Source organism: Mycolicibacterium boenickei (assembly GCF_010731295.1).
GTDB lineage: Bacteria > Actinomycetota > Actinomycetes > Mycobacteriales > Mycobacteriaceae > Mycobacterium > Mycobacterium boenickei.
Window position 1 is genome coordinate 509,475 of the sequence record NZ_AP022579.1, and the last position, 24,911, is coordinate 534,385.

Below are 24,911 nucleotides of genomic sequence, written 5' to 3' on the forward strand. Positions count from 1 at the left end.
ATGAGAGTCATGGCGCAGCTCGCGATGGTGATGAACCTCGACAAGTGCATCGGCTGCCACACCTGCAGCGTCACCTGCAAGCAGGCGTGGACGAACCGTAGCGGGGTCGAGTACGTCTGGTTCAACAATGTGGAAACCCGCCCAGGACAAGGCTATCCACGGCAGTACCAGGACCAGGAGCGCTGGAAGGGCGGCTGGACGCTGAACAAGCGTGGCAAGCTCACCCTGAAGTCCGGCTCCCGGTTCAAGCGGTTACTGAACATCTTCGCCAACCCCGACCTGCCCACGGTGTCCGACTACTACGACCCGTGGACATACGACTACGAGAACCTCCTGTCGGCGCCGGCCATGGACACCACACCCGTGGCGCGGCCCAAATCGCTGATCACCGGGCGCGACACCAAGGTCACCTGGGGCGCCAACTGGGACGACGACCTGGGGGGCGGTCCGGAGCAGGTGGGACGGGACCCGTTGCTGGCCAAGGTCGCCGAGATATCCGACAAGGTCAAGCTCGAGTTCGAGCAGACGTTCATGTTCTACCTGCCGCGGATCTGCGAGCACTGCCTCAACCCGGCCTGCGCCGCAGCGTGTCCCTCCGGTGCCATCTACAAGCGCTCCGAAGACGGCATCGTGCTGGTGGATCAGGACAAGTGCCGGGGCTGGCGCCAGTGCGTCACCGGGTGTCCGTACAAGAAGATCTACTTCAACCACAAGACCGGCAAGGCCGAGAAGTGCACGTTCTGCTATCCGCGCGTCGAGGTCGGCATCCCCACCGTGTGCTCGGAGACCTGTGTCGGGCGGCTGCGCTACATCGGCGTGATGCTCTACGACGCGGACGCGGTGCTGGAGGCCGCATCGGTCACCGACGACAAGGACCTCTACCCGTCACAGCTCGGCGTTTTCCTCAATCCACATGACCCACGCGTGGTCGCCGAAGCCGAACGGGCCGGCATCTCCCCCGAATGGATTGAAGCGGCGCAGAACTCACCGGTTTACCGGCTGATCGTCGACTACCAGGTGGCCCTGCCCCTGCATCCGGAATACCGGACCATGCCGATGGTCTGGTACGTGCCGCCGCTGTCCCCGGTGGTGGACATCCTGAAGGAGACGGGCCACGACGGCGAGAACAAGAACAACCTGTTCGGCGCCATCGACACGCTGCGCATCCCGGTCGAGTACCTCGCCGAGTTGTTCACCGCGGGCGAGGTCGGCCCGGTTCGGGCCTCCCTGCAACGACTGGCGGCCATGCGCGCCTACATGCGGGCGGCCAATCTCGGCGAGGAGTTCGACGAGACTATCCCGGACTCGGTGCGATTGAGCGGCGATGAGATCGAGGCGATGTACCGACTGCTGGCCATCGCCAAGTATCAGGACCGCTATGTCATCCCGACCGGGGCCGGGTCGGATGCCCACCGCCTCGACGCCCTGGCGACCGGTTGCAGCCTCGACGGAGACGGTGGTCCGGGAATGACCGCTTACGACACCATGGTGGACAAGTTCCACCTGACCCACACCAATGATGCTGTTCCACAGGGTGATCCGACGCGGGTCAACCTGCTCAACTGGGACGGCCGGAGCACAGACGGGTTGTTGCCGACCACATGAAGCTACTCACTCTCGGCCGCAGAACCGGTACAGGTTCGGCCCTGTCCGAGCGCCAGCAGCGACTGGTGTGGCGCATCGCCGCACTGTTGCTCGACTATCCCACGGCCGAGACGGCCGATCTCGTCGACAAGCTTGCGACTGCCGCAGCGGAACTGCCGGACCCGGCTCGGGTGCCGCTGACGGAGTTCCTGCGTCAGTTCGACGGAACAGATCCGATGTTGCGCGCGTCGAACTATGTCGAGACGTTCGACATGCAGCGGCGCAGCAGCCTGCATCTGACCTACTACGCCTACGGCGACACCCGGAAACGCGGCATGGCCCTGCTGAGGTTCAAACACGCCTACCGTCAGGCGGGCCTGGAGGTAGGTGACCTGGAGAATTCCGAGCTCCCCGACTACCTGCCCATGGTGCTCGAGTTCGCCGCGACGGTCGATCAAATCCAAGGTGAGCGGCTGCTGGCCGAACACGTCCCGGTACTCGAACTGTTGCGGCTGTCCTTGCTGGACAACGGGTCCTACTACGCCGGCCTGCTGGCCGCCGTCCTTTCCACACTGCCGCCGGTGAACAGCGCCGATCGCCGCCGTATCGCGCAGCTCGCCGCCGAGGGCCCGCCCGACGAGGACGTCGGCCTCGATCCGTTTGCGATGGATCCGATGACCTCAGGAGGTCGGCGATGAGCGCCTGCGCGAAGAGGAGAACACACCGATGAGCAACGTGCTGTGGATGACCCTGCCGTACATCGCCTTCACCTCGTTCCTGCTCGGACACGTATGGCGCTACAGAGCCGACCAGTTCGGTTGGACCACACGGTCTTCCCAGATATACGAGAGCAGGCTGCTGCGACTGGGCAGCCCGCTGTTCCACTTCGGCATCCTCGGGGTGCTGGCCGGGCACGTCGTCGGACTGTTGATCCCGCAGTCGTGGACATCGGCGGTGGGCGTCTCCGAGCACGTCTACCACCTGATGTCGGTGAGTATGGGGTCGCTGGCCGGCATCGCCGTCGTCGCCGGGTTGGCCATCCTGCTGTACCGCCGGGTCACCGTCCCGGAGGTGCGTACCGCGACCACGCTCAACGACAAAGTGATGTACCTGCTGCTGGTCGGGGCGCTGGCAACCGGGATGCTGAACACCCTGACCAACGTGTTCTCGACGTACAACTATCGCGAGACGGTGTCGCCGTGGTTCCGCAGCCTGTTCACCCTGCACCCGGCACCGCAGCTGATGGCTGAAACCCCTTGGACGTTTCAGGCCCATGTTCTGATAGTCGTTGCGCTGCTCGGCTTCTGGCCATACACCCGGCTGGTACACATGTTCAGTGCACCGATCGGCTATCTGGTCCGTCCCTTTGTCATCTACCGCAGCCGCGATCCGCAGCGGGCCGGCAAGAACCGGTACGCCAAAGCTTGGGTGACCCCACAGGCACCACCACCGCGCAGCCGTTGGGTGTGAGCGACGTAAACCTGGTTCTCACAACGGAAGTCGTCGCCAGGTGAGTAGATCTTCACAGCTCTGACACGGCGCGCAGCTTCCGGGAAACAAGTCATTTCTAGGTTTGCAACATGCTCCGATCACGCACGATCACCGACTGGGACCCCGAAGACATCGTGGCCTGGGAGGCCCGGAACAAATACATTGCCCGGAGAAACCTGTTCTGGTCGGTGGTCGCCGAACATGTCGGGTTCTCGGTGTGGACCATGTGGTCGGTCATGGTGCTGTTCATGCCCGAAGACGTGTACGGCTTCTCCGCCGGGGACAAGTTCCTGCTGGGCGCCACTGCCACCCTGGTGGGCGGGTGCCTCCGCGTCCCCTACACACTGGCCACCGCGAAGTTCGGCGGCCGGAACTGGACGGTGTTCTCGGCCTTCGTGCTGTTGATTCCCACGGTGGGCACCATGGTGCTGCTGGCCCATCCGGGCCTGCCGCTGTGGCCCTACCTGCTGTGCGCAGCCGTGGGCGGCTTCGGCGGCGGCAACTTCGCCTCGTCGATGACCAACATCAATGCCTTCTATCCGCAACGGCTCAAAGGCTGGGCACTGGGTCTCAATGCCGGCGGCGGCAATATCGGCGTCCCGGTGCTCCAGTTGGTCGGCCTACTGGTCATCGCGACCGCAGGCAACCGGTCCCCGCACTGGGTGTGCGCCGTCTATCTGGTGCTCTTGGCCGTGGCGGCCATCGGCGCCGCACTGTTCATGGACAACCTCGAACAGCACCAGATCGACACCACGGCAATGCGTTCCATTCTGTCGGTTCGCGATACCTGGGCGATCTCGCTGCTCTACATCGGCACCTTCGGATCTTTCATCGGGTTCTCGTTCGCCTTCGGCCAGGTGTTGCAGATCAACTTCGTCACAGGCGGGCAGAGCCCGGCCGAGGCCGCCTTGCACGCGGCGCAGATTGCGTTCATAGGTCCGTTGCTCGGTTCGATCGCCCGCGTCTACGGCGGCAAGCTGGCCGACCGGGTCGGTGGCGGACGCGTCACCACAGTGGTGTTCGGCGGGATGATCCTTGCCGGGGCACTGCTCATCGCTGTGTCGACGTACCATGACCACGTCGGTGGACCGGTCGGAACCGCCACCATGATCGGCTTCGTCGTGGGTTTTGTTGCGCTGTTTGTGCTCTCGGGCCTCGGCAACGGCTCGGTGTACAAGATGATCCCATCGATCTTCGAGGCGCGAAGCCGCTCACTCATCGGCAGCGAGGCCGACAAGCAACAGTGGTCGCGCGCGATGTCGGGTGCGCTGATCGGGTTCGCCGGAGCGGTGGGCGCGCTCGGCGGGGTAGGTATCAATCTGGCGTTGCGCCAGTCCTACCTGACCAGCGGGTCGGCCACGGCCGCGTTCTGGATCTTCTTGCTGTTCTACGCGCTGGCCATGAGGCTGACCTGGTCCAGGTACGTCCGCACCCCGTCCCCACGACAGTCCACCCCCTCGATGCTCGACAGCGTCCTGCGCTGATAGGCAGCTTCGATCGGCTCGTCGGAAACTCCGCTTTGACGAGGGCATCTCGGTGGCGCAACCTCGATGACATGCGCACCGTTCGGGTGTATGCGCGAGTGCGCATCGCGATGACCCCACCGCCGGGCGATCATCGCCCCGCCCTGCGGGTCGCGCTCGGCCTGGCCGTACCGGGCGTGGCCCTGCTGTTCGCGGGACGTCCGGACCTGATGATCTATGCGGTGTTCGGTGCGATCACGGGGATGTACGGCCGGGCTGAGCCACGACAACGGCGTGTCGTCCACCAGTCCCAGGCGGCGGCCATCCTGACCGCCGGGGTCGCCATCGGCGTGACCCTGGCGAACATGCGGGCGCACCCCTGGGCGCTGGTGGTCACAGCCGTCGCCTTCGTGACGGTGGGTTCGGTGGTGACCGACCGCCTCGCGCTCAAACCCGAGGGGCCGTTCTACGGGGTGTTCGCCCTCGGCGCGGTCGCCACGGTGCCCGCTGGTCGGGTGTCGCCGGTGGCAGCCGTGTCCATCTGTGCCGCAACGGCTTTACTGTGCGTCGCGCTCGGCATCCTCGACGCGTCGCGAGGGCCGGTCCCCACGCCACCCACCGCCGCCGTGCCCGCCCAGGGCGTGATGACCCACGCCGCCCGTTACGCGGCGGCCGTCACGGCGGCGGGCACCGCGGGTGTGCTTCTGGGTGTGGACCATGCCAACTGGGCGATCGCCGCGGCTGCCGGTCCGCTGGCCGCGGCCGACACCGCGGGCCGGGTGCGCCGTGGCGTGCACCGTTTGACAGGCACGCTCATCGGTCTCGTGGTGGCCGCCCTGCTCCTGGTGCCCCACCCGAACGAGTACGTCCTGGCCGTGTGCGTGATGGTGCTGCTGTTCCCCACCGAGCTGTTCATGGCGCACCATCACGCGATCGCCCTGGGATTCTTCACCCCGCTGATCATGCTGATGACGGATCTGGCCGAGCCGGCAGAGCCGATGGCACTACTCACCGACCGCGGCATCGACACCGTCATCGGCGTCACGGCAGCGATCGGGGTGGCCCTGCTGCTCCCCGGGCCAGGAATCGGTGGGTTCAGCTGGACACGATGCCGACGACAAGGTTGATCGTGGTCGCCAGGATCACGGTGCCGAACAGATACGACAGCAGGCAGTGCCGCAGTGCCACCGAGCGGATGACTCCGTCGGTGACGCTGGTATCCGACACCTGATAGGTCATCCCCAGGTTGTAGCTGAAGTAGAAGAAGTCGCGGAACGCCGGTGGTTCGTCGGAGTTGAAGTCGATCCCGCCCACCGCCGGCGTGTAGTACAGGTTCGCATAGCGCGCCGCGTACATCAGATGCATACCGGCCCACGCCATGAAGACCCCGGCCAGGGCGGCCGTCGCCGCGGTCGGATCGCTGTGCGAGCCGCCGTGCACGAGCATGAAGACGATGCTGACCAGGGCGCCCACCGCGGCCGCGACGATCACGAGCTCCTCGACGACCGGATTGAAGGCCTCCTGATGCGCGTGACGGTGGGTTGCCTCGGCATCCATGGGCCACAACAGAATCCAGCCGGTGAGCACGAAAACCACTCCCGTGGCGGCAATCCCGACCAGCACGCCGAGCGGGGTGTCGGTCAGAGTGCCGACGACGACGCCGGTGCCGACCCCCACGATCACCGAACCGCCCAGCCGGCCGGGCGCCGCCAGCAGCCTGGACGCGAGCATCAGATCGAGGGCTCGCCGAGCACGTGAGGAGCAGAACGGGCAACGGTGACCTTGACGTTCTTCATGATGGGCTGGTCACTCTGGGTGCTGTAATCGCCGATGGCGCACAACACGTTCATCTCGGGCATGTATCCGGCCGCGCAACCGCGCGGGATGCCGTACGGGATGGCTTTGTAGCGGCGCAGCGATCGGGTGCTGCCGTCGCGTGCGGTGGCGACGATGTCGACGTCGTCGAACTCCTTGAGCCCGCGGTCGGCCATGTCCTGCTCGTTCATGAAAATCAATGTGCGCAGGTTCTTCACTCCGCGATAGCGGTCGTTGTCGGAGTAGATGGTGGTGTTCCACTGATCGTGGGAACGCAGCGTCGCCAGGATCAGGGTGCCCGACTCGGTGCTGTCGTCAGGTAGGTCGGCCGCTGAGAACTCGGCGCGACCGGACGGGGTCAGGAAAATCAGCTCCCGCGCGGGCTGCTTGATCCGGAAGCCGAGCGGGAGACGAACCCGTCGATTGAAGTCCTCGAAACCGTTGAGCACCTTGGCCATCGTGTCGCGGATCCGGTCGTAGTCCTCGACATACCAGGCCCACGGTGTCGCGCTGGAGGGCAGCGCGGCCGCCGCGATTCCGGCGATGATCGCCGGTTCGGACATCAGGTGCGGCGAGGCGGGCTTCTTCATCCCGACCGACAGGTGCACCATGCTCATCGAATCCTCGACCGAGGTGGACTGCACCCCGGCCTTCTGCTCGTCCTTCTCGGTCCGGCCCAGGCACGGCAGGATCAGGGCGCGACGGCCGTGGATCACGTGACTGCGGTTGAGTTTGGTACTCACCTGAACGGTCAGATCGCATCTCTGCAGACCCGCGAACGTGTAGGCGGTGTCCGGAGCGGCACTGGCGAAATTGCCGCCCATTCCGACGAACACCTTGATCTCGTCGCGATGCATGGCCTCGATGGTGTGCACGGTGTCCATTCCGTGCTCACGCGGCGGATCGATACCGCACACCTCGGCGAGCCGGTCGAGGAACGCTCCCGCCGGCCGGTGGTCGATCCCGCAGGTCCGGTTGCCCTGCACGTTGCTGTGCCCTCGCACCGGCGACGGCCCGGCACCCTCACGGCCCAGATTGCCGCGCAGCAGAAGCAGATTCACGATCTCGCGAACGCTGTCCACACCGTGTTCGTGCTGGGTGACCCCGAGGCACCAGCTGATGATGCTGCGGTCGGCGTCGCAATAGATCTTGGCCGCTTTGCGGATATCGCGCTGCGACACCCCGGACTTGTATTCGATCTCCTCCCAGGAAGTGTCCTCGACGACCGACCGGTAGGCGTCGAACCAGGCGGTGTAGCGGGCGATGAACTCGGCGTCGACGGCCTTCGGGTCCGTTTCCGCCTGTTCCAGAACGGCTTTCGCGATACCACGCATCAGCGCCATATCTCCGCCGATCCGGGGCTGCAGGTTCAGGGTGCTGGTCTTGGTCGACTTGAAGGTGGCCATGCGCAGAAAGTCGTGCGGGATGATGGTCTTGGTGGCACCGGCCTCGACCAGCGGGTTGATGTGCACGATCTGCGCGCCCCGGCGGTAGGCCTCCGCCAGCGCCGTGAGCATGCGCGGGGCGTTGGAGGCAGCGTTGACGCCGATGATGAACAGCGCGTCGGCGGTCTCCCAGTCTTCGAGATCGACGGTGCCCTTGCCGGTCCCCAGCGCCGCCTGCAGTGCGCGCCCGCTGGCCTCATGGCACATGTTGGAGCAGTCCGGCAGGTTGTTGGTGCCGAGTTCGCGGGCCATCAGCTGGTACAGGAACGTGGCCTCGTTGCCGAGCCGGCCCGAGGTGTAGAACGACGCCTGGTTGGGGTTGTCCAGCTCCGCCCAGGCCTTGCCCACCAGGTCGAATGCGTCGCGCCAGCTGATCGGCTCGTAGTGGTCGGTCTCGGCGTTGTACACCATCGGCTCGGTCAGCCTGCCCTGGTCCTCGAGGGCGAAATCGCTCCACGTCGACAGCTCGGAGACGGTGTGCTGAGCGAAGAACTCGGGGCCGCAGCGCTTGTGCGTCATCTCCCACGTGACGTGTTTGATGCCGTTCTCGCAGATGTCGAGTTTGAGGCCCTTCATGTCGTCCGGCCAGGCGCAGCCCGGACAGTCGAATCCGCCGTCCTCGTGGTTCATCTTCATGATCGCGCGGGGCCCGTCGATGGGCTCCCGCTCGCGGATCAGGAATCTGGTGACGCTCTTCGCGGCACCCCATCCGGCCGCGGGGTGATGGTAGGGATGGAACTCCGGTTGGTCATGGCCTTCAGCGTCGGTGCGCTGTTCGGTGCCCCGGTCTGTCATGAGTTAAGTCTGCGCGCCGACGAACAGCCGCGTCCAAGGAATGTTTCCGACGATGTGATAGGCCGCGCTTATCGGCCGTGGTCGAATGGCTCATGCTGTTTCGCCAGCTCGAATACTTCGTCGCGCTCGCCCGCGAGAAGCACTTCGCCCGCGCCGCGGCCGCGTGCTACGTGTCGCAGCCTGCGCTGTCGGAAGCCATCCGCAAACTGGAGAACGAGCTCAAGGTCCCGCTGGTGCGCCGCGGCCAGAGCTTCGAAGGCCTGACGCCCGAGGGCGAGCGGCTGGTGTTGTGGGCGCGCCGGATCCTGGCCGACCACGATGCCCTCATCCACGAGGTCACCGCATTGCAGACCGGCCTGACCGGAGAGCTCCGGCTCGGCGTCATCCCCGCGGCCTCGAGCACCGTCGCACTGCTCACCGACCCGTTCTGCGCCGAACATCCGCTGGTGCGCGTGCAATTGGAGAGCAGTCAGCGCTCAGCAGGGATCGTCGAGCGGCTGCGCCGGTTCGAACTCGACGCGGGCATCATCTACCCGGACGGCGTCGATACCGCGGGCTTGACTGTCACACCGCTGTATGAGGAACGCCAGGTGTTGATCGTCAGCAGCGAGTTACTCACGAGCCAACCCGATCCGATCACCTGGTCAGACGTGCTGCAGCTGCCCTTGTGCCTGCTGAACACCGGCATGCGGGGCCGTCAACTGCTCGACGATGCGCTTGCCGGCCACGGTCTCACCCCGGCACCGCGGTTGGAGGCCGATTCGGTGGTATCCCTGCTGGCCCACGTCAGCACCAGCCGGTGGGCCAGCATCGTCGGCCAGACCTGGCTGCGCACGTTGCGCCCGCCGGGCGGGGTGCGGGTGGTGCCGTTGGACGATCCGCCGGTGACGGTGACGGCGACGGTCGCGCTCGTCACCAGCGCGGCCGAGCCGGGCTCGGTGCTGGCACGCGCTTTGGTCGAGACGGCGCTTGAGGCACGTTTCGACACCTGACGAACAGACACGAAAACCCCCGAAATCCGTGGAAATCAGGGGTTTTCGCGTCTTTTCGGCGAAAGATCAGAGGCGCTCGATGATCGTGACGTTGGCGGTACCGCCACCCTCACACATGGTCTGCAGGCCGTAGCGGCCGCCGGTGCGCTCCAGGGTGTTGAGCATGGTGGTGAACAGCTTGGCGCCGGTGGCACCCAGCGGGTGACCCAGCGCGATGGCACCGCCGCTCGGGTTGACCTTGGCCGGATCGGCTTTGGTCTCCTTGAGCCAGGCCAGCACGACCGGCGCGAAGGCCTCGTTGATCTCGACGGTGTCGATGTCGTCGATCGACAGGCCGGTCTTCTCCAGTGCGTACTGGGTCGCCGGGATCGGGCCGGTCAGCATCATCACCGGATCGTCGCCGCGGGCGCTGATGTGGTGGATGCGGGCGCGGGGCTTCAGGTTGTACGTGTTGACGGCTTCTTCCGACGCCAGCAGCACCGCGGCGGCGCCGTCGGAGATCTGGCTGGCCAGCGCGGCGGTCAGCCGGCCGCCCTCGACCAGCGGCTTGAGCGAGGCCAGCTTCTCCAGCGTCGACTCGCGCGGTCCCTCGTCGACACCGAAGTCGCCGACCGGGATGATCTCGTTGTCGAAGTGCCCGGCCCGGATCGCGGCGAACGCCCGCTGGTGGCTGTTGTAGGCGAACTCCTCCATCTCCTCGCGGGAGATGTCCCACTTCTCGGCGATCATCTCCGAGCCGCGGAACTGGGAGATCTCCTGATCGCCGTAACGGTGCAGCCAGCTCTTGGATTCGTTGGTGGGCGAGGTGAATCCGAACTCCTTGCCGACCACCATGGCCGACGAGATCGGGATCCAGCTCATGTTCTGCATGCCGCCGGCCAGGATGAGGTCGGCCGTGCCGGACATGATGGCCTGGGCGCCGAACGAGATCGCCTGCTGGCTGGAACCGCACTGCCGGTCGACGGTGACGCCGGGAACGGCCTCGGGGTACCCGGCGGCCAGCCAGGTCAGGCGGCCGATGTTGCCGGCCTGCCCGCCGATGGCGTCCACGCAGCCGACGATGACGTCGTCAACCGCACCCGGGTCGACGTCGTTGCGGTCGAAGATGGCGCGGAACGCGTGCACGCCGAGATCGATCGGATGAACCTCGGCCAGCGAGCCGTTCTTCTTTCCGACCGGCGTACGCACCGCGTCGACGATGTATGCCTCAGGCATTGTTTGTCTCCTTTGACCTAACGGGCGGCGGTGATTCCGCCGAGGACGATGGCGAGGTATTGCCGGCCGACCTCTTCGGCCGAAAGCGGTCCACCCGGTTGATACCAGCGGACCGAAACCCAGGTGGTGTCACGAATGAACCGGTAGACCAGGTCGACGTCGATGTCCTGCCGGAACGAGCCGTCGGCGATGCCCTGCTGCAGGATGTCTATCCACATCTTGCGCTGTTCCCGGTTGCGCTCGTCGACGAAGGCGAACTGCGGGATCGACGAGAGCCGCTTGGCCTCGTCCTGGTAGATCACCACCTGCGCGTGCCGGTGCTCGATGGCCTCGAAGGACGCCATGAACAAGCCGGTCAACTGGCCCAGCGGGGTGGTCTCACTGTCGAGGATCTCCTGGTACCGCGCGAACAGCCAGTCCAGAAAGTCCTTGAGCACTTCCTCGACCATCTGCTCTTTGGACTTGAAGTGGTGGTAGAGACTGCCCGACAGGATTCCTGCGGAGTCGGCGATATCGCGAACCGTCGTCGCCTTCAGTCCGCGTTCGGCAAACATCGTCGCGGCCAGGTCGAGAAGCTCGTCGCGTCTGCTTGCCGGCTGGGCGGGGGTATCCGGCTCCATCGACACAGCATAGCAACCAAGCGCTTGCTAGGTCACCTTCGGGCGTACGTCGACGCCGAGCAGTACTCCGGCAGATCGGTCGCCGCCGGACCGACCGCGCGCCACCGCGACAGATTGAACTGATACCACGGGTCCGAATTCGAGCCGTGGGACCGCACGCAGGCGCGGACGTGCGCGGGCAACCGGTCCAGGGCCGGGTCGATGTCCGACGACAGCCCGGACAGGTACTCGGTGTCGAGCGCACCGGTCCGCTCGAAGCGGTCGATGTTGCGGTCCGCGATCAACCGTTCCGGGTTCAACGCCGCCAGACCGAGCAGCGCGAGGACACCTGCCACCAGCACCGCCCGCGGCAGCCACCGACCAGTCATCCGGATCCCGGCGATCGCGATGAGCACGAACACCACGCCCAGCCATACCTCGGTGGTGATGACCATCAGCCTCTCGGTGCTGAATCCGTACGCCTGCTGGTACAGCCACATCCGGTGGATCGCCGAGATCACCACGACAATCGATGCGGCACAAAGGATTCCGACCAGTAGTCGCAGCAGGTCACGATCGGCGGCACTGCCCCGGCCTGCCACCCGGATCACCACGCTGAGCACCAGCAGCGTCAGCGCGGACACCCACAGCAGCTGCCAGAACCCCTGACGGGCGTACTCGGCATACGTCAGTCCCTCGGTCTCCAACACGTGGGTGTGACCGCCGAACAACACAGTGGCCTGCACTGCAACGAATGCGACGAACAGCGCGTCGAGCACCCCCAACGGCAGCGCCCACTCCCACCGCGGGACCGGCTGCATCGGCGCCGGGGCCATCGCATCCAGGCGCGGCGGGAACCGCACCAGGTAGGCACCGCCCAGCACGAACATCACCACGATGCCGAAAACCACCACCCGCGCGGCGAAGTCCAACCCGTCGAACGAAGGCACGAGATTGCCGGCAAGGTGTGCGAAGGCCGGGTCGGCGGCGGCGAACAGCGCACCGAACACCACCACCAGGCCGACGGTGAGTCCGGCCACCACGGCGACGCGCCCGAGGCTGGGCAGACCCCCGCGATCCGGCACCGAGGCCTTCACCGTCTGACCTACCCAGTCCCGCAGCCGACCGAACAACACCCACGGAACGAACGGCCCGGTGAATACCGCAGTCCAGGTACGGCCGCCGACCAGAGTGCACCAGCCGACGATCCAGGCGGCCGCCAGGCACAGGCCACCCATCCACTCGGCGGCCAGTAGTGCCGGCACGGCCAGCAGGGCCAGCGTCAGACCGATGCCGACCCATTCGGAGCGGCTCGCACGTCGCGGCGCTGTGCCGTAGACGACGCCGAAGACCATCAGGCCGACCACCAGGTAGCCGATGCTGAGCACCGACACCCGCCACACCGCCGTACCGACCAACCCGACGATCAGCGCGGACACCAAAACCCGTCGCGGAGCCGAGGCCGGCGGGGGAAGCGGCCAGACCCGGCGAGGCCACATCGTCCAACCCGGCTCGCCCTGGCGCGGTAAAGCCGGCCCCAGAAACGGTGGCAACCCTGGAACGGTCGTCGTCATCGTGACCTCTCCCCCGTCGCGGACTCAGGGATGCTGACCCTGATCCGACATCCCGTATCGGTGTCCATCACTTCGATGACACCGCCGTGCAATTCGACTGCCCACCGTGCGATCGCCAGACCCAGACCGGTGCCGCCGTCGGAGGTGGCACCACGGGTGAATCGTTCGAAAACCCGCTCACGTTCGGAGGGTGCGATGCCCGGCCCCTGATCGGTCACCTCGATCCGCAGACCCGATGCCTCACGTGTCGCCAGCACGGTCACCCGGCCACCGGCCGGGCTGTGCCGAATCGCGTTGTCCACCAGGTTCACCACAACCTGCCGCAGCCGCGCCGGGTCCGCCACGGCCTTGAGGTCCGGCGGCGACACCTTGAGCGCCACCGGCACGTCGGTCGCCGATACGGAGACGTGCTCGACGGCCTCGCGCAGGAACTCGTCGACATCGAACCTGCTGATCTGCAACGGGATTGCGCCGCCTTCGACGCGCGACAGGTCGAGCAGGTTGGTCACCAGCTCACCGAGGCGTTCGGTTTGAGACAGCGCCATCCGCATAGTCTCGGGATCGGGTTCGACGACCCCGTCCACCACGTTCTCCAGCACGGCCTGCAACGCAGTGATGGGCGTGCGCAGCTCATGGGACACGTTGCCGATCAACCCGCGCCGATACTCGTCGGCCGCACCGAGATCGGCCGCCATCTGATTGAATGCCGTTGCCAATTGGCCGATTTCGTCGCGCGAGGTGGCGCGTACCCGCAGGCTGTAATCACCGCGGGCCATGGCCCGCGCCGCCGCGGTCATCTGCCGTAGCGGCGACGTCATGCCGTGGGCGAGGAACTGCGTCAGGATCAGCGACGTGGCGAGCGCAGCCAGCAGCGCATACCGGAACTGCCAGCTGGCGCCGACCCAGAACGTGAACGAGGCCAGCAGGATCGCCCCACCTACCAGCAGGCCGGTCTTGACCTTGAACGATGCGAACGGGTCCAGTGGTCTGGGTAGCCGGTCCCAGAACTCGGCGATGGCGCTCACCGGGGAATCTCCAAGGCATAACCGACGCCGTGCACCGTGCGGATCAATTCAGATCCGAGCTTGCGCCGCAGCGCCTTGACGTGGCTGTCCACCGTCCGGGTCTCCACCTCCGACGCCCAACCCCAGACGTGTTCGAGCAGCGTCTCGCGGGGCACCGCGGCCCTGGGCCGCCCGGCCAAAAACGCCAGCAGGTCGAATTCAGTTCGGGTCAGGTGGATCTCCTGATCGCCCTGATGGACCCGGCGCTCGGTCAGGTCGATGCGGTAGTCACCGACCGACAGCGGCTGGTCACCGGCCGCCCGCTCCACACGCCGCAACAGCACCCGGACCCTCGCCACCAATTCACGCATGCTGAACGGCTTGGTCAGATAGTCATCGGCACCGATACCCAGACCGATCAGCATGTCGGTCTCGTCGCTGCGGGCGGTCAGCATCAACACCGGCACCACCCGTTCCGCCTGGATCCGCCGGCACACCTCCAGCCCGTCGAAACCGGGCAGCATGACGTCGAGTACCACCAGATCCGGCTGGGTCGCCGCGGCGGTTGCCACCGCCGAGGGTCCGTCGACGGCGGTCTCGACCTCGAACGCCTCGGCGCGCAGCCTGGTGGCCACCGCGGACAAGATTGTCGGCTCGTCGTCGACCACCAGGATTCGTTTCACAGATCTGAGCGTAAGCGCAGGTTGTGGCGCTTATCGGCAGTGATTGTGAAGATCCCGTGGAGGTAAACGCCGCCAGGAGGTCATTCCCGTCGATACACTCCGCGCGTGGCCTTGAAGCCGTGGGACGGTGACCGACCCCAGACTCCACGTACGGTGCTCAAGCAGGACATCGTCTCGGCCCGCGGCTTGTCGTTCAACTTCGTCAGCGAACGGATATCCGCACCCACCGATTGGTGCAGCGTCGACGCCACCAACCACGTGATGTACGTATATCGGCACGGAGCTATGCGCTCGATGGAGACGCTGCTCGACTGGGGCCCTTCAGGACGTGTTCCGCCCAGCGCGGGAGACATCTGGTGGAAACCTGCCGGCCTTGCCTGCGCAGCACTGGTTCAAGGCGACACTGCGGGATACTGCGAGATCTCCATTCCTGGTCGTGCGATTGGCGATGCGGCTTTGATTCCTCGGGTCAAATATCGAAATCCGCTGATCCATAATCTCGTTGAGGAGATCTGCAGCGTTGCCGGTCGCGAGGACACGCTCGCTCGGTTACTTCAAGAATCTTCGGCAGAGACACTGCGACTGCTCATCGTCGACGCCCACACCGTAGGCCGGCAACGAAAGCGTGACGAGCGACGGTCTCTGGACGCCGCCACTCAGGCGGCGATCGTCGAGTACCTGAGCGACGGTTTGGACTCCGAGATCAGCGTGGACTCGCTGGCCCGGCTGGTCGGGATGCCCGTCGACACGTTCATCAAGGCATTCCGGCAGGCCTTCCACACCACGCCGTATCAGTTCCTGCTGGATCGCCGGATCGAGCAGGCCAAGACCCTACTGGTGACAACCTCTCTGTCGATGACAGAAATCGGCTCTGCGGTGGGCTTTCCGAACCCGAGTCACTTTGCCGCCACGTTCGGACGTCGTGTCGGTCTGTCGCCTCGCGCCTACCGCCGGTCAGCGCGATAGACCCTGATACAGGGCCGAATCCCGCATTCACCTCACCCCTACGCCTTCCCGAGCCACTAGATCGGAATCGTTGCGGATTGAAGGAACTGAAACGTGTTCCACAAGAATTGAAAAGTAGCCAAGAATTGAAAAGCTTTCTCAGCTGACTCTCAGATACCTTCGCCCGGTCACTGACGCCTAGTGCCCTCAGAAGGGGTTTTGATGCATACAGCGCTACGTCCATTCTCCACGGCTGCCATAGCCCTGACCGCGGCGAGCGTGGTCGCCGTCGCGCCCATTGCGGCACCCCTGCCTGAAGCCCAACTACCGGCGATCTCGTCGGCCTCGGTGCAGCTCACCGCCTCCACCTTCGTCGACCCGGTTACCAGGTGGATGCAGGTCTTCGAAGCGACCTCCGCCAACCTCACCACCATCGGCGACTACGTAGAGCTATTTCCCGAACTGTCACTACCGGGCATGCTGGACCTGTTCGAAGCGAAGCTGCAGGGCTATGGGAACGATCTGTTCGGCAACCTCCCGCAAGTTGTGGAGGCCCTGCAACGTTGGGCCGCGACCACCGTCACCACCGGGCTGCAGACCGCTTTTGAACAGCTGGCGTCAGGTCAGCCCCAGGCGGCCATGACGACATTCCGAAGCACCGTGATGTCGTTGATTTCAACCAGCTCACCACTGTTCGGACTGGTGGGCTTCCTCACGGTGCCGACCGATGTCATGCAAGACATCACGGACCTTACCAAGGCGTTTATACAGCCGATACAGCTGCTTTCGGTCGTCAATCCCGTCCTGAACCTGGCCTGGTCCCCTGTCGTCTCAGCCAGCATCACCGCGCAGAAGTTGGTCGATGCCATTGAGGCAGGCGATGCGATGGGAGCGCTCGGCGCAGTGCTCAACGCTCCCGCCGACGCTGTCGATCACTTCCTGAACTCGCCCGGCGGCCTGGTGCAAGCACGCAGGATCGGTTCGACTACCTTGATTTCCGGGGGTCTGCTGGTATCGCTCCTGATCAAAGTTCCGCGGGCGATCATGGCCAATGTCACGCCGCCGAACACGTCCGTTGCCGCCACCTCGGTGGCCAACACCGATGTCGGGTCCGGAACGATGGTGTCGCTCGATGCCAACACGCCCGCCGAACTCCCCGCAGGCACCAGCGCTCCGGTCGGGGCGCATCAGCCAACGGCCGAGCCCGCGGCTGACCCAGCACCCACGGACGACACCACCGAGGTTGACGCTCCCGCCGCAGCGACCGTCAGTTCCAATGGTGCAACCGACCTTTCGGCCGGAAACAAAGCAGAACCCGGCAAGATCGGCACCACTTCAAGCCGGCCTGCCCAGCAGATCCGTACCTCAGTGGAGAGTGCGGCCAATGAAGTCAACAAGGGACTCAACGACATTCGCGACGGCATCGAGAACTCGGTCAGCGGGCTGAAAGACCGAATCAGCAAGAAGGCCACCACTAGCAAGGCCAGCAGCAGCGCGAAGGACGCAGCCGGTAGCTCCGACTCCGGCAGCGACAGCTAGCACCACACAATGCGGCCCCTGCCCGGAGTTCCGGACAGGGGCCGCATTGCAGGAACCAGATCAGGCGCGCTGGCTGGAAACCGAGATGACCTCGCCGGTCAGGTAGCTCGAGTAGTCGCTGGCCAGGTAGGCGATGGTGGTGGCGATCTCCCACGGCTCGGCCGCGCGGCCGAACGCCTCATCCGAGGACAGCCGGTCCAGCAGCGCCGCGTCGGCGGACTTCTCCAGGAACTTGTGCCGGGCGATGCTCGGTGAGACGGCGTTGATCCGGACCCCGAACTCGACGGCTTCGATTGCGCTGCAACGGGTCAGCGCCATGACACCGGCCTTGGCCGCGGCGTAGTGCGACTGCGAGTGCTGCGCGCGCCAGCCCAGAACACTGGCGTTGTTGACGATCACGCCGCCGTGCTCGACGTCGCGGAAGTAGCGCAGGGCAGCGCGGGTGGCCCGCATGACCGAGTTCAGCGTGACGTTGAGGACGCGGTCCCACTCTTCGTCGGTCATGTCGATCAGCGGGGTCTCGCCACCCAGGCCGGCGTTGTTCACCAGCACGTCCAGGCGGCCCATCTTTTCGACCGACCGGGCGAAGAGCGCGTCGACGGCCTCGGTGGAGGTCACGTCGCAGACCACGGCCTCGACCCGGCCCAGGCCAAGCTCGGCCAGCTGATCGCGGGTCTCGTTCAGGCGCCGCTCGTGGTAGTCGGACACCACGACGTCGGCACCCTCAAGCAGGGCGCGCCGAGCGGTGGACGAGCCGATGCCGGTGCCGGCGGCGGCGGTCACGAGAACGACCTTGCCCTTGAGCAGGCCGTGGCCCTCAACCTCTTTGGGAGCTACGGAGAGATCACTCATCCCTTTGCCTCTCGGGGTAGACCGAGCACCCGCTCGGCGATGATGTTGCGCTGAATTTCGTTCGACCCGCCGTAGATGGTGTCCGACCGCGAAAACAGATAGAGCCGCTGCCACTCGTCGAAATCGCCGTCTTCCAGCGTCAGCCCGGCCGTTCCCTGCACGTCCATGGCGATCTCGCCGAGTTCGCGATGCCAGTTGGCCCACAACAGCTTCGACACGTTGTCCTGCCCGGGCTGTTCGACGTCCATGGTGGCCAGCGCGTAGGAACGCATGGCCTGCAGGCCGGTCCACGACTCGGTCAGCCTTTGGCGGATCAGCGGATCGTCGGCCGCGCCGGTGCGCTTGGCCAGCTCGACCAGGTTCGAGTGCTCGCGGGCGTAGCGGATCTGCTGGCCCAGCGTGGACACCCCGCGCTCGAAGGTCAGCGTGCCCATCGCCACGCGCCAGCCGTCACCGGGCTGACCGACCACCAGCGACGCCTCGGTGCGGGCATCGTCGAAGAACACCTCGTTGAACTCGGAGTCCCCGGTGAGCTGGATGATCGGGCGGATCTCAACGCCCGGCTGATCCAGCGGCACCAGCAGATAGGACAGTCCGGCGTGCCGCTTAGAGCCCTTCTCCGTACGCGCCACCACGAAGCACCACTGCGCCCAGTGCGCCAGCGACGTCCATACCTTCTGGCCGTTGATCACCCATTCGTCGCCGACCAGCTCGGCCGTCGTCGCCACATTGGCCAGGTCACTGCCGGCGTTGGGCTCGGAGTAACCCTGGCTCCACAGCTCGGTGACGTCGAGGATCTTGGGAAGGAAACGCTGCTGCTGTTCGGGGGTGCCGTACTCGATCAGCGTCGGCCCGAGCAGCTCCTCGCCCAGGTGGTTGACCTTGTCGGGCGCGTTCGCGCGGGCGTACTCCTCGTAGAAGGCGACGCGGTGCGCGACCGACAGCCCGCGGCCGCCGTGCTCCACCGGCCAGCCGAGGCAGGTCAACCCCGCCGCGGCCAGATGCTGATTCCACGCCCGACGCTCTTCGAAGGCTTCGTGTTCACGCCCCGGTCCACCCAGGCCCTTGAGCGCTGCGAATTCGCCTACGAGATTGTCTGCGAGCCACTGCCGGACCTCGGCCCGGAACTCCTGGACCTCTATCACCCCTGTAGGCTAACCTACCAAGCACTTGCTTTGTTAAGGGAGCATCGATGACGAGCGATCGCCGCACCGTGCCAGCGGTGCTGGACCGGGTTGCCGTGGAGTTTTCCGACCATGAGGCCCTGGTTAGCGACCATAAGAGCCTCACGTACGCGGAGCTGCGCGCGCACGTACGCCAAGCCGCGGCGGCGATGATCGCGCTCGGCGTCCAGCCCGGCGACCGGGTGGCGATCTGGTCGCCCAACACCTGGCACTGGGTCGTGGCCTGCCTGGCCACCCACTACGCCGGCGCCGAGATGGTGCCGCTGAACACCCGCTACACCGCCAGCGAGGCCACCGACATCCTGGCCCGCACCGAGGCCCCCTTGCTGATCGCCTCGGGCGAGTTCCTCGGCTCGGACCGCGCCGCCGAACTGGACCGTGACGCACTGCCGGCCCTGAAGCACATCGTGCGGGTACCGATCGAGAAGCAGGACGGGACCTGGGACGAGTTCGTCGCCCGCGGGACCGACCTGGACTCCGTCGACGCGCGTGCCGCCGCGGTGCAGCCCGACGATGTCTCCGACATCCTGTTCACCTCCGGCACCACCGGACGGAGTAAGGGTGTGCGGTGCGCACACCGCCAGTCGCTCGACGGATCGGCGGCCTGGGCCGAGTGCGGCCAGGTCACCAGCACCGACCGCTACCTGTGCATCAACCCGTTCTTCCACAACTTCGGCTACAAGGCCGGCATCCTGGCCTGCCTGCAGACCGGCGCGACGCTGTACCCGGTGCTGACGTTCAAGCCCGACCAGGTGCTGAAAACCATTGCCGAACAGCGCATCACAGTGCTACCCGGTCCGCCGACCATCTTCCAGACGCTGCTGGACCATCCCAGTCGTGCCGACTACGACCTGTCTTCGCTGCGCTTCTCGGTGACCGGCGCGGCCGTCGTCCCGGTGGTCCTGATCGAGCGGATGCAGTCCGAACTCGACATCGACATCGTGCTGACCGCCTACGGGCTGACCGAGGCGGCCGGGTTCGGCACCATGTGCAGCGCCGACGACGACGCGGTGACCGTGGCCACCACCTGCGGCAGGCCGATCGCTGATTTCGAACTGCGCCTGGATGATTCGGGCGAGGTACTGCTTCGCGGACCCAACGTCATGCTCGGCTACCTCGACGATCCAGAGGCCACCGCGGCGACCATCGATGCCGATGGTTGGCTGCACACCGGCGACATCGGCACGCTCGACGCACGCGGCAACCTGACCATCACCGACCGCCTGAAGGACATGTACATCAGCGGCGGGTTCAACGTGTACCCGGCCGAGATCGAGCAGGTGCTGGCCCGGTTGGACGGGGTGGCGGAATCCGCGGTGATCGGCGTTCCCGACGAGCGGCTCGGCGAAGTCGGCAAGGCCTATGTGGTGGTCAAGCCGGGCGTGACGTTGGACGAGGCCGCTGTGATCGCTTACGCACGTGAGCATCTGGCGAACTTCAAGGTGCCGCGATCAGTGGAGTTTTTGGATGTGCTGCCGCGAAATCCGGGCGGCAAGGTGATCAAGCCGGTGCTGCGGAGCAGAGGGACCCGAGAAGGGGTGCAATGGACCTGACATTCGACGACGAGACCGAGGCCTTTCGGGCCGAGGTCCGCGACTTCCTGGCGGCGAACCGGGAGCACTTCCCGACGAAGTCGTACGACACCCTTGAAGGTTTGGAACAGCATCGCCGTTGGGACAAGGTGCTTTTCGACGCAGGCCTGTCGGTGATCGCCTGGCCCAAGGAGTACGGCGGCCGTGACGCCACCCTGTTGCAGTGGGTGGTCTTCGAGGAGGAGTACTTCCACGCCGGCGCGCCCGGGCGGGCCAGCGCCAACGGCACCGCGATGCTGGCGCCGACCCTGTTCGCCCACGGTACCGAGGAGCAGCTCCAACGAGTGCTGCCGAAAATGGCCAGCGGCGAGGAGATCTGGGCCCAGGCTTGGTCCGAGCCCGAGTCGGGCAGCGACCTGGCCTCGCTGCGCTCGACGGCCACCAAGGTGGACGGGGGATGGAAGCTCAACGGACAGAAGATCTGGAGCTCCCGCGCACCGTTCGGTGAGCGCGGCTTCGGCCTGTTCCGCTCCGACCCGGAGGCGCAGCGTCACAAGGGTCTGACCTACTTCATGTTCGACCTCAAGGCGCCCGGCATCACCGTGCGCCCGATCGCCCAACTGGGCGGGGACACCGGTTTCGGCGAGATCTTCCTCGACGACGTGTTCGTGCCGGACAACGACGTGATCGGCGGCGTGCACGAAGGCTGGCGCGCCGCGATGAGCACGTCGAGCAACGAGCGCGGTATGTCGCTGCGCAGCCCGGCCCGCTTCCTGGCTCCCGCGGAACGTCTTGTCGCCCAGTGGCAGTCGAACCCCGATCCGGTCTTCACCGATCGCGTCGCCGACGCCTGGATCAAGGCCCAGGCCTACCGGCTGCACACCTTCGGCACCGTGACCCGGCTGGCCAACGGCGGTGAACTGGGCGCCGAGTCCTCGGTGACCAAGGTGTTCTGGTCCGACCTGGACGTCGCGCTGCACCAGACCGCCCTGGACATGCAGGGACCCGATGCCGAGCTGGTGGACCACTGGACCGAGGGGCTGCTGTTCGCGCTCGGCGGCCCGATCTACGCCGGCACCAACGAGATCCAGCGCAACATCATTGCCGAGCGCCTTCTTGGCCTGCCCCGGGAGCCGAAGTGAATTTCGAGATCGACGAACAGCAGCGGGACTTCGCGGCCAGCATCGACGCCGCACTGGGCGCCGCCGATGTCCCGGCTGCGGTACGAGCCTGGGGCGAGGGTGACACCGGGCCCGGCCGCAAGGTGTGGGCACAGCTCACCGACCTCGGGGTGACCGCTCTGCTGGTGCCCGAGAAGTACGACGGCATCGACGCCAGCCCCGTCGATCTCGTCGTCGCCTTGGAGCGGTTGGGCTACTGGGCGGTGCCCGGTCCGGTGACCGAGTCCATCGCCGTGGCACCCATCCTGCTCGCGGACGACGAGCGCTCGGCAGCCCTGGCCTCCGGCGAGCTCATCGCCACGGTCGCCATGCCGCCGCAGACACCGCGCGCCGTCAATGCCGATTTCGCGGGACTGACGCTGCTGGCCGCCGAGGGTCAGGTCGGCGACGCAACTGCGGGCGCCGCCCACGATTCGGTCGACCCGGCCCGGAAACTGTTCGACGTCACCGCCTCCGGTGACACGCAGGCCGCTGACACCGCGCGGGCCTACGAGTTCGGGGTCCTGGCCACCGCCGCCCAGCTGGTGGGCGCCGGCCAGGCCATGCTGGACCAGTCCGTCGAATACGCCAAGCAGCGTGCGCAGTTCGGCCGGATCATCGGTTCGTATCAGGCCATCAAGCACAAGCTGGCCGACGTGCTCATCGCCGTCGAACTGGCCCGCCCCTTGGTGTACGGCGCAGCACTGTCACTGGCTGAGGGGTCGGCCGACACCGCCCGCGACATCAGCGCCGCCAAGGTGGCCGCCGCCGACGCCGCGCTGCTGGCCGCCCGGTCCGCGCTGCAGACCCACGGCGCCATCGGGTTCACCCAGGAACACGACCTGTCCCTGTCATTGCTGCGCGTGCAGGCGTTGCGCAGTGCCTGGGGCGATCCGACCGCACACCGTCGTCGACTGCTGGAGGCCCTCTCGTGAGTGAAGAACGGCAATTGCTGCGCGAAACCGTCGCCGCACTGGTTGACAAGCATGCCTCGCCCGAGGCCGTGCGCGCCGCGATGGAATCCGAACGCGGCTATGACGAGAAGCTGTGGACCCTGTTGTGCGAGCAGGTCGGCGCGGCCGCCCTGGTGGTCCCCGAGGAACTCGGCGGCGCCGGAGGCGAACTCGCCGATGCCGCAGTGGTTCTCGAAGAGCTCGGCAAGGCCCTGGTGCCGACCCCGCTGCTCGGCACCACACTGGCCGAACTCGCCCTGCTGGCGGTGGGCGCGAACGAGGAAGGCCTTGCTGGGCTTGTTGAGGGCGCGTCCATCGGCACCGTCGCCTTCGACGCCGACTACGTGATCAACGGTGACGTCGCCGACGTCGTCATCGGTGCCGACGGCGAGAACCTGACCCGCTGGACCACTTTCACCGCCACCCCCAAATCCACCATGGATCTGACCCGTCGGCTGTCCGCGGTGATCCCCGGTGACACCGTCACCCTCGGCGCGGACCCTGGTCTGGCCGACACCGCGGCCCTGCTGCTGGCTGCCGAGCAGATCGGCGCCGCGTCACGCTGCCTGGACCTCACCGTCGCCTACACCAAGGACCGGGTGCAGTTCGGCCGCGCGATCGGCAGCTTCCAGGCGCTCAAGCACCGGATGGCCGACCTGTACGTCAAGGTGTCCTCGGCGCGCGCCGTCGTCAACGACGCCATCGCCGCCCCGTCACCCACGTCGGCTTCACTGGCCCGCTACTTCGCCAGCGAGGCGCTGTCCGCGGTGAGTGCCGAGGCCATCCAGCTGCACGGCGGTATCGCCATCACCTGGGAGAGCGACATCCAGCTGTACTTCAAGCGAGCCCACGGCAGCGCCCAGCTGCTCGGACCGCCGCGTCAGCATCTGCGCCGGCTCGAAGCGGAAGTGTTCTAGCCTGGCTCGGATGGACGTCTCGCTCAGAGCAGGGATCCCGCCCTTCCACGTCATGGACGTGTGGCTGGCCGCTGACGAACGCCAGCGCTCGCACGGCGACCTGGTCAACCTGTCCGCCGGCCAACCCAGCGCCGGGGCACCGACGGCAGTTCGCGAGGCTGCCGTCGCTGCACTGAATCAGGGCTCGCTCGGCTACACCGTCGCCCTCGGACTCCCGGAGCTGCGGGCCGAGATCGCCGCGTCGTACCGCAAGTACGGCGTCGAGGTCAGCGTCGACGAGGTGGTGCTCACCACGGGATCGTCGGGCGGGTTCCTGCTGACGTTCCTGGCCTGCTTCGACGTCGGCGACCGGGTGGCGATCGCCAGCCCGGGCTATCCCTGTTACCGCAACATCCTCACCGCGCTCGGTTGTGAGGTGGTGGAGATCCCGTGCGGCCCCGAGACCCGGTTCCAGCCGACGGTCGCGATGCTCGAGGCAATCGATCCCCCGGTGGCCGGCGTGATCGTCGCGAGCCCGGCCAACCCGACCGGCACCGTCATCCCACCTGCCGAGCTGGCCGCGATCGCTCGCTGGTGTGACACGACGGGCGTGCGGTTGATCAGCGACGAGGTGTACCACGGCCTGGTCTACCCCGGCGCCCCCGAGACCAGCTGCGCATGGGAGACCTCACGGAATGCCGTGGTGGTCAACAGCTTCTCGAAGTACTTCGCGATGACCGGCTGGCGGCTGGGCTGGCTGCTGGTGCCCACCGAACTTCAGCGTGCGGTGGACCGGCTGACCGGCAACTTCACCATCTGTCCACCCGCACTTGCCCAGCATGCTGCGGTGGCCGCGTTCACCCCGGAAGCGCTCGCCGAGGCCGAAGGCCTGCTCTCGCACTACGCGGACAATCGCAAGCTGCTGCTCGACGGCCTGCGCGGCATCGGCATCGACCGGCTGGCCCCGACTGACGGCGCCTTCTACGTGTACGCCGATGTCAGCGATCACACCGACGATTCCCTGGCCTGGTGCTCAAAGCTGTTGGCCGACACCGGTGTCGCGATTGCCCCCGGAATCGACTTCGACACCGTGCGGGGCGGCTCCTATGTGCGGCTGTCCTTCGCCGGGCCGACCAGCGACATCGAAGAGGCGTTGTGCCGCATCGGTGCTTGGTTGGCCCACTGACCAC

Annotated in this window: 22 protein-coding genes; 13 read left to right on the top strand and 9 right to left on the bottom strand. The window is 66.3% G+C overall.

Translation table 11 applies throughout. The annotated features are described in order from the left end of the window. From narH to G6N57_RS02230, 5 genes are all read left to right on the top strand, one after another. Positions 1-1,605: a nitrate reductase subunit beta gene (gene narH, locus G6N57_RS02210; protein WP_064883727.1), complete on the top strand. Its 1,605-nt coding sequence runs from the start codon at positions 1-3 to the stop codon at positions 1,603-1,605. Next, positions 1,602-2,282: a nitrate reductase molybdenum cofactor assembly chaperone gene (gene narJ, locus G6N57_RS02215; RefSeq protein ID WP_077738805.1), complete on the top strand. Its 681-nt coding sequence runs from the start codon at positions 1,602-1,604 to the stop codon at positions 2,280-2,282. The genes narH and narJ overlap by 4 nt, the downstream gene beginning before the upstream one ends. Before the next feature lie 28 nt (positions 2,283-2,310). Continuing rightward, positions 2,311-3,054 carry a respiratory nitrate reductase subunit gamma gene (gene narI / locus G6N57_RS02220; RefSeq protein ID WP_077738804.1) on the top strand — a complete coding sequence of 248 codons (744 nt, stop codon included), beginning with the start codon at positions 2,311-2,313 and terminating at the stop codon, positions 3,052-3,054. A gap of 110 nt (positions 3,055-3,164) precedes the next feature. Continuing rightward, a complete protein-coding gene (locus tag G6N57_RS02225; protein WP_077738803.1) occupies positions 3,165-4,559 on the top strand; it encodes a nitrate/nitrite transporter in 1,395 nt (464 codons plus the stop codon). Positions 4,560-4,630: 71 nt separating this feature from the next. Beyond that, positions 4,631-5,665, top strand: a complete 1,035-nt coding sequence (locus tag G6N57_RS02230; RefSeq protein ID WP_077738802.1) for an FUSC family protein — start codon at positions 4,631-4,633, stop codon at positions 5,663-5,665. On the opposite strand, the gene G6N57_RS02235 is transcribed toward G6N57_RS02230, so the two are convergent. Further along, the gene (locus G6N57_RS02235) at positions 5,634-6,269 is read right to left on the bottom strand and encodes a DUF1345 domain-containing protein (protein ID WP_077738801.1); all 636 of its coding nucleotides are present in this window, start codon (positions 6,267-6,269) and stop codon (positions 5,634-5,636) included. The two genes, G6N57_RS02230 and G6N57_RS02235, sit on opposite strands and share 32 nt — an antisense overlap. Beyond that, positions 6,269-8,593 carry an FdhF/YdeP family oxidoreductase gene (locus G6N57_RS02240; RefSeq protein WP_077738800.1) on the bottom strand — a complete coding sequence of 775 codons (2,325 nt, stop codon included), beginning with the start codon at positions 8,591-8,593 and terminating at the stop codon, positions 6,269-6,271. Before G6N57_RS02240 ends, G6N57_RS02235 begins: the two co-directional genes overlap by 1 nt. A 92-nt stretch (positions 8,594-8,685) precedes the next feature. On the opposite strand from G6N57_RS02240, the gene G6N57_RS02245 reads away from it, so the two are divergent. Further along, the gene (locus tag G6N57_RS02245) at positions 8,686-9,585 is read left to right on the top strand and encodes a LysR family transcriptional regulator (RefSeq protein ID WP_077741653.1); all 900 of its coding nucleotides are present in this window, start codon (positions 8,686-8,688) and stop codon (positions 9,583-9,585) included. A 66-nt stretch (positions 9,586-9,651) separates the two neighbouring features. On the opposite strand, the gene fadA6 is transcribed toward G6N57_RS02245, so the two are convergent. Genes fadA6 through G6N57_RS02270 form a run of 5 tightly spaced genes read right to left on the bottom strand, consistent with a single transcriptional unit; the run spans position 9,652 to position 14,660 of the window. After that, complete coding sequence (gene fadA6, locus G6N57_RS02250) at positions 9,652-10,800, bottom strand: steroid 3-ketoacyl-CoA thiolase FadA6 (protein WP_077738799.1); 1,149 nt, start codon at positions 10,798-10,800, stop codon at positions 9,652-9,654. Positions 10,801-10,817: 17 nt separating this feature from the next. Beyond that, positions 10,818-11,420: a TetR family transcriptional regulator KstR2 gene (kstR2, locus tag G6N57_RS02255; protein ID WP_077738798.1), complete on the bottom strand. Its 603-nt coding sequence runs from the start codon at positions 11,418-11,420 to the stop codon at positions 10,818-10,820. Between the two features lie 32 nt (positions 11,421-11,452). Further along, the gene (locus G6N57_RS02260) at positions 11,453-12,973 is read right to left on the bottom strand and encodes a DUF4153 domain-containing protein (protein ID WP_097926452.1); all 1,521 of its coding nucleotides are present in this window, start codon (positions 12,971-12,973) and stop codon (positions 11,453-11,455) included. After that, on the bottom strand, positions 12,970-13,989 hold the full coding sequence (locus G6N57_RS02265; RefSeq protein WP_077741652.1) for a HAMP domain-containing sensor histidine kinase: 1,020 nt from the start codon (positions 13,987-13,989) through the stop codon (positions 12,970-12,972). The genes G6N57_RS02260 and G6N57_RS02265 overlap by 4 nt, the downstream gene beginning before the upstream one ends. 5 nt (positions 13,990-13,994) lie before the next feature. Further along, a complete protein-coding gene (locus G6N57_RS02270) occupies positions 13,995-14,660 on the bottom strand; it encodes a response regulator (protein WP_077738796.1) in 666 nt (221 codons plus the stop codon). Between the two features lie 153 nt (positions 14,661-14,813). Here G6N57_RS02270 and G6N57_RS02275 point away from each other — a divergent pair, with 153 nt between their 5' ends. Both G6N57_RS02275 and G6N57_RS02280 read left to right on the top strand, forming a co-directional pair. Then, positions 14,814-15,626 (top strand): helix-turn-helix domain-containing protein, encoded by an 813-nt coding sequence (locus G6N57_RS02275; protein WP_077738795.1) that lies wholly within the window; start codon positions 14,814-14,816, stop codon positions 15,624-15,626. 201 nt (positions 15,627-15,827) lie between these two features. Then, positions 15,828-17,144, top strand: a complete 1,317-nt coding sequence (locus G6N57_RS02280) for a RodZ family helix-turn-helix domain-containing protein (RefSeq protein WP_133118393.1) — start codon at positions 15,828-15,830, stop codon at positions 17,142-17,144. A 60-nt stretch (positions 17,145-17,204) separates the two neighbouring features. Here G6N57_RS02280 and ipdF read toward each other — a convergent pair whose 3' ends face one another. Together ipdF and ipdE1 are read right to left on the bottom strand one after the other, a co-directional pair. After that, positions 17,205-17,996 carry a (5R,7aS)-5-hydroxy-7a-methyl-1-oxo-2,3,5,6,7,7a-hexahydro-1H-indene-carboxyl-CoA reductase gene (ipdF, locus tag G6N57_RS02285; protein WP_077738793.1) on the bottom strand — a complete coding sequence of 264 codons (792 nt, stop codon included), beginning with the start codon at positions 17,994-17,996 and terminating at the stop codon, positions 17,205-17,207. Then, positions 17,993-19,141 carry an acyl-CoA dehydrogenase IpdE1 gene (gene ipdE1, locus G6N57_RS02290; protein WP_077738792.1) on the bottom strand — a complete coding sequence of 383 codons (1,149 nt, stop codon included), beginning with the start codon at positions 19,139-19,141 and terminating at the stop codon, positions 17,993-17,995. Before ipdE1 ends, ipdF begins: the two co-directional genes overlap by 4 nt. Before the next feature lie 47 nt (positions 19,142-19,188). On the opposite strand from ipdE1, the gene fadD3 reads away from it, so the two are divergent. The 5 genes from fadD3 to G6N57_RS02315 are packed head-to-tail and all read left to right on the top strand — an operon-like array spanning position 19,189 to position 24,907. Continuing rightward, positions 19,189-20,733 (top strand): 3-((3aS,4S,7aS)-7a-methyl-1,5-dioxo-octahydro-1H-inden-4-yl)propanoate--CoA ligase FadD3, encoded by a 1,545-nt coding sequence (fadD3, locus tag G6N57_RS02295; RefSeq protein WP_077738791.1) that lies wholly within the window; start codon positions 19,189-19,191, stop codon positions 20,731-20,733. Next, on the top strand, positions 20,724-21,854 hold the full coding sequence (locus G6N57_RS02300; RefSeq protein ID WP_077738790.1) for an acyl-CoA dehydrogenase family protein: 1,131 nt from the start codon (positions 20,724-20,726) through the stop codon (positions 21,852-21,854). The genes fadD3 and G6N57_RS02300 overlap by 10 nt, the downstream gene beginning before the upstream one ends. Then, positions 21,851-22,807: an acyl-CoA dehydrogenase family protein gene (locus tag G6N57_RS02305; RefSeq protein ID WP_077738789.1), complete on the top strand. Its 957-nt coding sequence runs from the start codon at positions 21,851-21,853 to the stop codon at positions 22,805-22,807. The genes G6N57_RS02300 and G6N57_RS02305 overlap by 4 nt, the downstream gene beginning before the upstream one ends. Continuing rightward, positions 22,804-23,742 carry an acyl-CoA dehydrogenase IpdE2 gene (gene ipdE2, locus G6N57_RS02310; protein ID WP_077738788.1) on the top strand — a complete coding sequence of 313 codons (939 nt, stop codon included), beginning with the start codon at positions 22,804-22,806 and terminating at the stop codon, positions 23,740-23,742. Before G6N57_RS02305 ends, ipdE2 begins: the two co-directional genes overlap by 4 nt. Before the next feature lie 10 nt (positions 23,743-23,752). Then, positions 23,753-24,907, top strand: coding sequence for a pyridoxal phosphate-dependent aminotransferase (locus G6N57_RS02315; RefSeq protein ID WP_077738787.1), 1,155 nt, complete (start codon positions 23,753-23,755; stop codon positions 24,905-24,907). Positions 24,908-24,911: the final 4 nt, after the last annotated feature.

Bases quoted from the DNA above. Each gene is read 5' to 3' on its own strand.
- G6N57_RS02245 (WP_077741653.1), top strand. From the start codon at position 8,686: ATGCTGTTTCGCCAGCTCGAATACTTCGTCGCGCTCGCCCGCGAGAAG.
- ipdF (WP_077738793.1), bottom strand. From the start codon at position 17,996: ATGAGTGATCTCTCCGTAGCTCCCAAAGAGGTTGAGGGCCACGGCCTG.
- G6N57_RS02260 (WP_097926452.1), bottom strand. From the start codon at position 12,973: ATGACGACGACCGTTCCAGGGTTGCCACCGTTTCTGGGGCCGGCTTTA.
- narJ (WP_077738805.1), top strand. From the start codon at position 1,602: ATGAAGCTACTCACTCTCGGCCGCAGAACCGGTACAGGTTCGGCCCTG.
- G6N57_RS02315 (WP_077738787.1), top strand. From the start codon at position 23,753: ATGGACGTCTCGCTCAGAGCAGGGATCCCGCCCTTCCACGTCATGGAC.
- G6N57_RS02240 (WP_077738800.1), bottom strand. From the start codon at position 8,593: ATGACAGACCGGGGCACCGAACAGCGCACCGACGCTGAAGGCCATGAC.
- G6N57_RS02230 (WP_077738802.1), top strand. From the start codon at position 4,631: ATGCGCACCGTTCGGGTGTATGCGCGAGTGCGCATCGCGATGACCCCA.
- G6N57_RS02225 (WP_077738803.1), top strand. From the start codon at position 3,165: ATGCTCCGATCACGCACGATCACCGACTGGGACCCCGAAGACATCGTG.
- kstR2 (WP_077738798.1), bottom strand. From the start codon at position 11,420: ATGGAGCCGGATACCCCCGCCCAGCCGGCAAGCAGACGCGACGAGCTT.
- narH (WP_064883727.1), top strand. From the start codon at position 1: ATGAGAGTCATGGCGCAGCTCGCGATGGTGATGAACCTCGACAAGTGC.
- G6N57_RS02280 (WP_133118393.1), top strand. From the start codon at position 15,828: ATGCATACAGCGCTACGTCCATTCTCCACGGCTGCCATAGCCCTGACC.
- fadA6 (WP_077738799.1), bottom strand. From the start codon at position 10,800: ATGCCTGAGGCATACATCGTCGACGCGGTGCGTACGCCGGTCGGAAAG.
- G6N57_RS02235 (WP_077738801.1), bottom strand. From the start codon at position 6,269: ATGCTCGCGTCCAGGCTGCTGGCGGCGCCCGGCCGGCTGGGCGGTTCG.
- narI (WP_077738804.1), top strand. From the start codon at position 2,311: ATGAGCAACGTGCTGTGGATGACCCTGCCGTACATCGCCTTCACCTCG.
- G6N57_RS02300 (WP_077738790.1), top strand. From the start codon at position 20,724: ATGGACCTGACATTCGACGACGAGACCGAGGCCTTTCGGGCCGAGGTC.
- fadD3 (WP_077738791.1), top strand. From the start codon at position 19,189: ATGACGAGCGATCGCCGCACCGTGCCAGCGGTGCTGGACCGGGTTGCC.